Raw genomic sequence first — 8,038 nt, forward strand, 5'->3', positions numbered from 1 at the left:
CTGAAACAGCATTAGGGTTCATACCGTGGGTTTCTATGCCTGCAGAGTATGCTTGCCACTCTTTATTTCTGATCGTATTTACCCAGGCTTCGGCCATTTGGCTTCGACAAGAGTTACCGGTACACAGAAAAAGGACTTTTTTGGGTGCCTGAGACATCTCGGTTTAGTCTTCCTTTTGTAAGGGGATGAATGCTAATAGACCACGTAAATCTGAAAAGATTCATCAAGTATTATTATTTTTTTGAACCAAGTTACATTTCCATTGTCTGAACTTACGACAGCAAGGCTAAATGTTGTGAAAGGACTGCTATGTAAGTAATTCTTGGCATGCGATAGCATGTTATAACGAATCATTACAAATATAGCTCACTTTTTAACCACATTACGGAAATTTTAGTCTTATACTGTTATTACAGATCACGAAGAAGCGATCGTGATTCTGTCTTCCTTGAAGAAACCCCTATTATAGGAGCCCTAAACAGGCTCCTCTTTTTTTGTCCCAAATTATTACTCTTTAATCTAACTGGAAGAGTTTTGGACGCACCATTTTCTTATAATCACTTGGCGTCAGCCCTACCTTGGTTTTAAACACCCGAGAAAAGTAAGCCGTATCTTTATAGCCAACGTTTTCAGCCACATCCTGAATGCTTAGATCGGTTGATTTCAATAAGTCACGGCCATTTTCAATGCGTAAGTCCTGAAGGTACTGATTCGGTGTCATGCCTAATGCTTGCCTGAAACGACGTGTAAACGTTCGTACTGGCATGCCTGCTCTTTCGGCCATCTGGGGAATATCAATATCTTCATGACACGAGGACTTTAACCACGCCTGAATCTCGATAATATCTTCATCTGCATGCGCGGCTCGTCCGACTGAAAACATAGGCAAGTCGTAGCTGCTGCCTACTTCATGGGCAAAATGGCGCTCCGCTAACTGACGTTTTTCCAAACCAAAGGCCTGGCCAATCAAGTGAAAGACCAAGTCTGACAGCGCGTTGATACTGCCAGCACAATAAATTCGGTTACCATAAGTAATGAAGTGCTGGCGTTTTAGTTCAACGTGAGGGTAACGCTTTTCAAATTTATCAAAAAAGAACCAGTGAGTCGTAGCAGGGGTCTTGTCTAAAAGGCCTGCTTCTGCCAAGAAATAGGCACCGGCCCCTGTGGCAATAAAGTTAGTCCCTTCCTCATAGCGCTGCCTTAACATCTCTGGCAACTTGGGATAACGTTTCAATAAATGTACCGGATCTCTCCAATTTGGTGGAATAAAGATCCAGTCCATATGACCAAGAGATTCAATACGCTCTTCGATATTTAAAGGAATATCGCCAGCAACCTGAGGCTGTTTATCTTCGAGCTTAACCATATGCAGCTCAAGCGGCCTGGATTCCCGCGCCATGCGCGCCATTGCATTAGCGGCCTTCAGAATTTCATAGGGCCTGGTTATCCCTGAAAAGAGTGCGCGGTCATAAACTAGAAACGCAGCTTTTATCATTAGCTATTCCTCAACTTCCCTTCAGCAGTTTCGCTCACTTCACCACGCATTCAAAAGTGGCTATTTATTTATGATGCGTAAGTTTAGGCCATCATCTTAGCCAATTTCATAAAGCGATGGAAGTCACAGCTGTACGCCATAAGCTTTAAAGACTTTTCTTTACATAGCACTCAGCTACCAGACTTTCTATCCAAACCCCGGTAAGCCAAAGCTTCACTTAAATGAAGCATTTGAATACTCTCACTTTCCTGTAAATCTGCCAAAGTACGCGCGACTTTAAGAATCCGGTGAGCCGCCCTTGCCGACAAAGCCATCCTATCCATGGCGGACTCCAGAAAAGTGCGCATATCGTCTTGCATGGCACAATGTTCTGCAATCTCCCCACCCTCAAGCGCACTATTAAGCTTGCCCTGCCTGGTGATTTGCGCGTCTCGGGCTTTGCTCACGCGAGCCAGTACCTCATTCGAAGACTCACTAGCCTGAGCTTTGCCAAGTAAAACCGATGCAGGTTGACTCGCCACTTCGACATGCAAATCGAAGCGATCCAATAAGGGGCCCGACAACTTCCGCCGATAGTTACTTATCTGCTGGGGGGTATCAGTACAACTCACTGTAGGGTGGCCGCTATAGCCACAAGGGCATGGGTTCATTGCTGCAATTAACTGAAAGTCTGCCGGAAATGTCAGGCTCGCACTGGCTCGGGAAATTCTGATCTCCCCACTTTCAATCGGCTCCCGAAGTACTTCAAGCACCGAGCGTGCATACTCTGGCAACTCATCCAAAAACAATACACCATAATGGGATAAGGATATTTCACCAGGCTTTGGCTGTGCGCCACCACCAACGAGCGATACGGAAGAAGCTGTATGGTGAGGAGAACGAAAAGGCGCTTGCATCATCAAGCCCGGTTTTCTGGGAATACCCGCCAGCGAATAGATTGAGGCCACCTCCACTGCCTGAGCATTGCTTAAGCGTGGCAGAATACTTGGCAGGCGAGAGGACAGCATGCTCTTGCCTGTCCCTGGAGGGCCGTAGAATAATAGGTTATGGCGTCCAGCTGCTGCCAACTCCAAAGCACGTCTCGCTTGGAACTGACCCTTAATATCAGCCATATCCGGCTGCTTTTCGTCTTCCAAAATCATTTCTTCATAAGAAAGGGCTTGCAAAACACCGGGTGATTTAAGGTGCTGGCAAATTTCGCTCAAATGGCGTGCGGGGAAAATTGTATCGCTGCCAGCCATTTTCCCTTCATCAGCGTTACCATATGGGATAAATAAACATCGGCCGTCTTTTACGCTGGCAATAGCCGTGGGTAATACACCGGCAACCGGGCGCAAGTCTCCGGTTAAGGCCAGCTCACCAATAAACTCACTTTCACCAAGCTTTTCCGAGTCTATTTGACCTGTCGCAGCCAGGACTCCAATAGCAATTGCCAGATCATATCGTCCCCCTTGTTTAGGCAAGTCTGCAGGCGCCAAGTTAATGGTCACACGCCGATTCGGAAATTCGAAGCCAGAGTTGATTAAGGCACTGCGTACCCTTTCTTTGCTCTCTCGAACAGCCATTTCTGGAAGCCCAACAATCGCTAGGGATGGCAAACCATTTGAGAGATGAGTTTCGACTGTCACCAAAGGTGCATCGACACCGAGCTGAGCCCGGGTATAGATAATAGATAACGACATCGCATTCCTTTGCTAAGTTCATATCTGTTTAAGAAGGTAAGGAGCTGTATCAGGTAGACCGGAAAGCGCCTCATTAATACGCTTTGTATTAACTATTGCGCCATTTTAGATCAGCAGCATTATGCCCCTCAGTAGTGCAAGCACTGCATAAGTACAGTGCAAGAACGAACAAGTTCCATCTGTTCGTCATTAAATCAAGCTGACTTTTTCTCTAATTCAGCAAAATCTTTTTCTAGTTGTTCCAATTTGGCGCGTGTTGTTTCCAGCACCAATTGCTGAGTCTCAAACTCCTCACGAGTGACTAAATCCAGCTTGGAAATGACACCATTAATAAGAATTTTCAGTTGCGCAGTCAGATCCTCTTGAGCCGACTTTCCGGCGTCAGGTAATATCTGACTAACCTGTTCGTGGATGGTGTTAAGTACTTCTTGAGGGCTAAGCAACAAACGCTCCTTGGAATGCCTGGGACATTCTTTCTACATCAAACAAAAGAGCTATTCTAACACGCCCTGCCAGCGAAACCCACAACCCTAAAAAGGACAGATCTATTTTCAAATAATCAGATCCTCCCCCTATAAAAATCACCAAAGAGATGCGCTCGCCGCCAACCCGCATCAGATATTGCGTCATTATGGTGCGCCAAATCCAAGCCCGCACCACAAGACCACAACAAAACCACCACTCAACAATAACACTTAATCTTATGTAACTGTTATATAAGCTTTTTTTCAAACTGGCACACCCCCTGCTATATACCGATCAGATTTGTTATTCCGAATGAGAGATTCGTTTTTCATTTTGAATAGCAAACAAGAACTAAAACACATTTTTTTAACTAGTAAATATTGCAGCGACAGCACAGGAGATATCCATGAAACTCGTAACTGCCATAATCAAACCATTTAAGCTGGACGATGTACGTGAGTCATTGTCTGAAATTGGCGTACAAGGTATTACCGTAACTGAAGTTAAAGGTTTCGGCCGTCAGAAAGGTCACACGGAATTATACCGTGGCGCTGAGTACGTTGTTGACTTTCTTCCTAAGGTTAAAGTTGAAGTTGCCATTGGTTCCGACTTGGTTGACCAAGTTGTTGAAGCTATCAGCAAAGCAGCTAATACCGGCAAAATTGGTGACGGTAAAATTTTCATTTCACCGCTTGAGCAAGTTATTCGAATCCGTACCGGTGAAACCGGCACTGATGCGGTTTAAATCTCATTCATCACTAAGCAACTAATTTTTTAGAATACAGTACGGAGATTTCCTTATGGAAAACGTAATGAACAACATTTATGAATTGCAGTATGCAATGGACACCTTTTATTTCTTGGTGTGCGGCGCATTAGTTATGTGGATGGCAGCAGGTTTTGCCATGCTGGAAGCAGGCTTGGTTCGCGCCAAGAACACCACTGAGATCCTAACCAAGAACGTTGCACTGTTTGCAGTATCATGCACCATGTACCTAATCTGTGGTTACGAGTTCATGTATGGCGGCGGCTTCTTCCTATCAGGTACTGACAGCGTTGCAACTATAGACGTTGCTCAAGCTCTAGCAGATTCTGCTGAAAACGGCTTCGGCGGTGACTCTGTTTACTCAGGCGCTTCTGACTTCTTCTTCCAGGTCGTATTCGTTGCAACGGCAATGTCTATCGTATCGGGTGCGGTTGCTGAGCGTATGAAGCTTTGGGCTTTCCTAGCATTCGCAGTTGTTATGACGGGTTTCATCTACCCAATGGAAGGTGGCTGGACTTGGGGTGGTAACTCTGTGTTCGGTATGTACGACCTCAGTAGCTATAGCGATTACGCTGGTTCAGGTATCGTTCACATGGCAGGTGCTGCAGCAGCATTGGCTGGTGTTATCATGCTAGGTGCTCGTAAAGGCAAGTACGGTGCTAACGGTCAGGTTAACGCTATCCCAGGTGCGAACCTTCCTCTAGCAACGCTAGGTACATTCATCCTGTGGATGGGCTGGTTCGGTTTCAACGGTGGTTCTACTCTTAAACTGGGTGGTATCGAAGTAGCTAACGAAGTAGCAAGCGTATTCTTGAACACTAACGCTGCTGCGGCAGGTGGTTTGATCGCTGCATTGATCGTTGCACGTATTCTATTCGGTAAGGCTGACCTTACAATGGCATTGAACGGCGCACTAGCAGGTTTGGTTGCGATCACTGCAGAGCCTGCTGATCCTTCTCCACTACTAGCAACGATCATTGGTGCGATCGGTGGTGTTATCGTAGTATTCTCAATCGTAACACTTGATAAGCTTAAGCTTGACGATCCTGTTGGTGCAATCTCGGTACACGGTGTAGTAGGTCTATGGGGTATCTTCGCAGTACTTCTATCAGACGCTGACGCTACATTCGCTGGCCAGCTGGTTGGTGCACTAACGATCTTTGTTTGGGTATTCGTATGTAGCTTGATTGTTTGGGGCGTTCTTAAAGCAATCATGGGCATCCGAGTAACTGACGAAGAAGAGTACGAAGGTGTTGATATCTCTGAGTGTGGTATGGAAGCTTACCCAGAGTTTACTCGCGACTAATCTCGAGTTAAACAAACTAAAAAGCGCCTCATTGTAGGCGCTTTTTTATGCCCGCCTTTTGCGTCAAAGCAGCCAACAAAAGACACATATAATTACTATCAAGACATTGATACTTCCGCAGCTCTAGACTATTGTTGTTAACTCCTCGCCAACTCTGACCAGGAAGTTTCACATAGTGCCCGATAAAAAGAAGATTACAGAAGCTCTTGAAAACACTCAGGAAATTACGGCGGAAGCTTTGAATGACGGAGCCGAGCGCCGTCAATACACAAGGCGTTCAGCCCATTGGCGTGCAACAATTACAACCCGCAAGAAACAAGTCGTTCAATGTAAAACGAAAGACATCTCTGAACGTGGAACCTCACTGGTAAGCCCCGTAGACTTCCGAAAAGATGCTTTGGTGCTACTTCAAATTGCCGCTTTCTACAATGGCAAGAAAATGGAGTTCAAAGTACTGGGCGAGATCAAACACACCTCGATCGCTCCGGACGGCTTCACGCTTGGCGTATTTATTAAAGAAGCGCCGGACACTGCTTTTGCATTTTTTAAAAAATATGCTGAAGGTCAGATCTAAATCAAGGGAATCAGTAATTTGCCTCTGACTTTTCGTTAATTTTTCATCACAGCCTATGATAATATTCCAATAAGGTAATAAGCTTAGTTTCAGGCAGAGGCTCCTTTACATGTGTGGAAGATTTGAAGTAGACAAAGCCATCGTCGATACAGGCGTATTCGAAGCATTTCATATACTTTTTCATGCCATAAACAATCATGACCAACGCCCTTCACAAGAGGTCGCCTGCCTTCACTATCAGCATGAGAAGCTATCGCAAACGCCTGCTCTCTGGGGGATCAACCCTCACTGGGCACATCACACCATATTCAACGCTCAGGCAGAAACCGTCGCCACCAAGAAGACCTTTAGTTCTGCTTATGCACTACACCGTTGCGTAGTACCCTGCTCGGCCTGGTTTGAATGGACAGGAGAGCCCGGGCACAAAATAAAACACCGTTTTTCACCGGCAATAGACGACGTTCTGTTTATGGCAGGAATACTATTTCCACTGAACTCAGGTGGCTTCCAGCTTGTTACCCTCACATGCGAAGCCGACCCTAATTGTGGAATTTATCACCATAGAATGCCTTTGTTAATCGAAGCATCAAAGGTGAAGGACTGGCTGGCACTGCCACGACCAGCCAATGAGATAAATCAATTTCACGATCATCACGCACTCCAGATTCACCCACCGATCAGTTCAACCCCGGCGACCTTCGAGCGCATAAGTGACTAGTAACCAAAACTACATTTTAGCAATCAGAGAATCCGGTAAAACACGCATAAGAGGCGCAACAATCGCCCAAGGCATTCGAGGAAGGGTAGAAGCTTTAACTTTCTTTTCAACCAGATCGGCAAACTGCTTAGCGCCCTGCTCTACATTGATAACAAAGGGCCTGCTGGGCAAACTACGGTTAATTTCCGTATCGATAAAACCGGGGTTAATGACACTCACATCAACATTGTCATTTAAGGTCTCCAGCCTAACCGCCTCCATATAGGTAGCCAAACCCGCTTTTGAAGCAGAATACGCAGCATTTCTTGGTAAACCTCGATAGCCCGCAACGGAAGCGGTTGCCACAATATGCCCACCACCTTGGGTCCGGAATGCTTTAAGCGCAGCCCTGACGGTAGCGATAGCACCATTTAGATTAGTATTGATTACGGCGAGCTGGTCATCTAAAGAGGCAATCTCGGCTTTGCCTGAGCGGGCAATCCCGGCATTAGCAACGATCATATCTAAACGCCCCAAAGAAGATTGAAAGCCCTTAATCACCTCATCCACCTGCGAAGTATCAGTGACATCAAGCCGCGCTATTTCTATCCTTGCTTCAGGGTAGGCTTTATGGATCTCGGCTTTTAATGATTGCAGCAGGGTTTCTCTACGTGCGCTAAGACCAAGATCATAACCTCGCTTTGCCATCTCCCATGCCAAGGCCTTGCCAATACCATCACTGGCTCCGGTTATTACGATTGTTTTATTCATTGCTAGCCTACCCTACAGTTGCTGCGGTCATCTTCAAATGGAGAAGTTCATATATTGTGCAGACGAAAGCCTAGCACAATAGCCAAGCCCAAATCATTAAGGAGGCAACAAAGCGGGATTCACAAAGCAGTAAGTCTATGAATAGTTCTAATCGTCTAGACTTCTCGTTTATGGCAGGCATATAATCCTGACTAGCTGTTCAATAACAACAATAGTGGTGTACATTCACTCTTAGCACCCATTCAATGACGGATCAAATCTATGCCTAGCTCAGACGCTTTT

Annotated in this window: 9 protein-coding genes and 1 pseudogene; 4 read left to right on the forward strand and 6 right to left on the reverse strand. The window is 45.8% G+C overall.

All coding sequences use genetic code 11. The annotated features are described in order from the left end of the window. The 5 genes and pseudogenes from A3761_RS28780 to A3761_RS14295 all read right to left on the reverse strand — a co-directional run. Positions 1-157: pseudogene (locus tag A3761_RS28780) on the reverse strand (hypothetical protein); the annotation flags it as partial. A gap of 357 nt (positions 158-514) precedes the next feature. Continuing rightward, positions 515-1,495 carry a GlxA family transcriptional regulator gene (locus A3761_RS14280; RefSeq protein ID WP_068509256.1) on the reverse strand — a complete coding sequence of 327 codons (981 nt, stop codon included), beginning with the start codon at positions 1,493-1,495 and terminating at the stop codon, positions 515-517. A 170-nt stretch (positions 1,496-1,665) separates the two neighbouring features. Beyond that, positions 1,666-3,177 carry a YifB family Mg chelatase-like AAA ATPase gene (locus tag A3761_RS14285; RefSeq protein ID WP_068509257.1) on the reverse strand — a complete coding sequence of 504 codons (1,512 nt, stop codon included), beginning with the start codon at positions 3,175-3,177 and terminating at the stop codon, positions 1,666-1,668. A gap of 194 nt (positions 3,178-3,371) precedes the next feature. Continuing rightward, complete coding sequence (locus tag A3761_RS14290) at positions 3,372-3,620, reverse strand: accessory factor UbiK family protein (protein ID WP_068509259.1); 249 nt, start codon at positions 3,618-3,620, stop codon at positions 3,372-3,374. Then, positions 3,613-3,909, reverse strand: a complete 297-nt coding sequence (locus tag A3761_RS14295) for a hypothetical protein (RefSeq protein WP_156490560.1) — start codon at positions 3,907-3,909, stop codon at positions 3,613-3,615. The genes A3761_RS14290 and A3761_RS14295 overlap by 8 nt, the downstream gene beginning before the upstream one ends. A gap of 139 nt (positions 3,910-4,048) precedes the next feature. On the opposite strand from A3761_RS14295, the gene glnK reads away from it, so the two are divergent. The 4 genes from glnK to A3761_RS14315 all read left to right on the forward strand — a co-directional run bounded on the left by glnK (position 4,049) and on the right by A3761_RS14315 (position 7,006). Then, a complete protein-coding gene (glnK, locus tag A3761_RS14300) occupies positions 4,049-4,387 on the forward strand; it encodes a P-II family nitrogen regulator (protein WP_068507212.1) in 339 nt (112 codons plus the stop codon). A gap of 67 nt (positions 4,388-4,454) precedes the next feature. Then, complete coding sequence (locus tag A3761_RS14305) at positions 4,455-5,714, forward strand: ammonium transporter (RefSeq protein WP_231872228.1); 1,260 nt, start codon at positions 4,455-4,457, stop codon at positions 5,712-5,714. Between the two features lie 175 nt (positions 5,715-5,889). Beyond that, positions 5,890-6,288: a PilZ domain-containing protein gene (locus tag A3761_RS14310; protein WP_068509265.1), complete on the forward strand. Its 399-nt coding sequence runs from the start codon at positions 5,890-5,892 to the stop codon at positions 6,286-6,288. A 109-nt stretch (positions 6,289-6,397) separates the two neighbouring features. Next, the gene (locus A3761_RS14315) at positions 6,398-7,006 is read left to right on the forward strand and encodes an SOS response-associated peptidase (protein ID WP_068509266.1); all 609 of its coding nucleotides are present in this window, start codon (positions 6,398-6,400) and stop codon (positions 7,004-7,006) included. A gap of 9 nt (positions 7,007-7,015) precedes the next feature. Here the strand turns inward: A3761_RS14315 and A3761_RS14320 are convergent, their stop codons facing one another. After that, positions 7,016-7,756 (reverse strand): SDR family NAD(P)-dependent oxidoreductase, encoded by a 741-nt coding sequence (locus tag A3761_RS14320; protein WP_068552962.1) that lies wholly within the window; start codon positions 7,754-7,756, stop codon positions 7,016-7,018. Between the last annotated feature and the right edge of the window lie 282 nt (positions 7,757-8,038).

The sequence above is a fragment of the Oleiphilus sp. HI0123 genome (assembly GCF_001635315.1).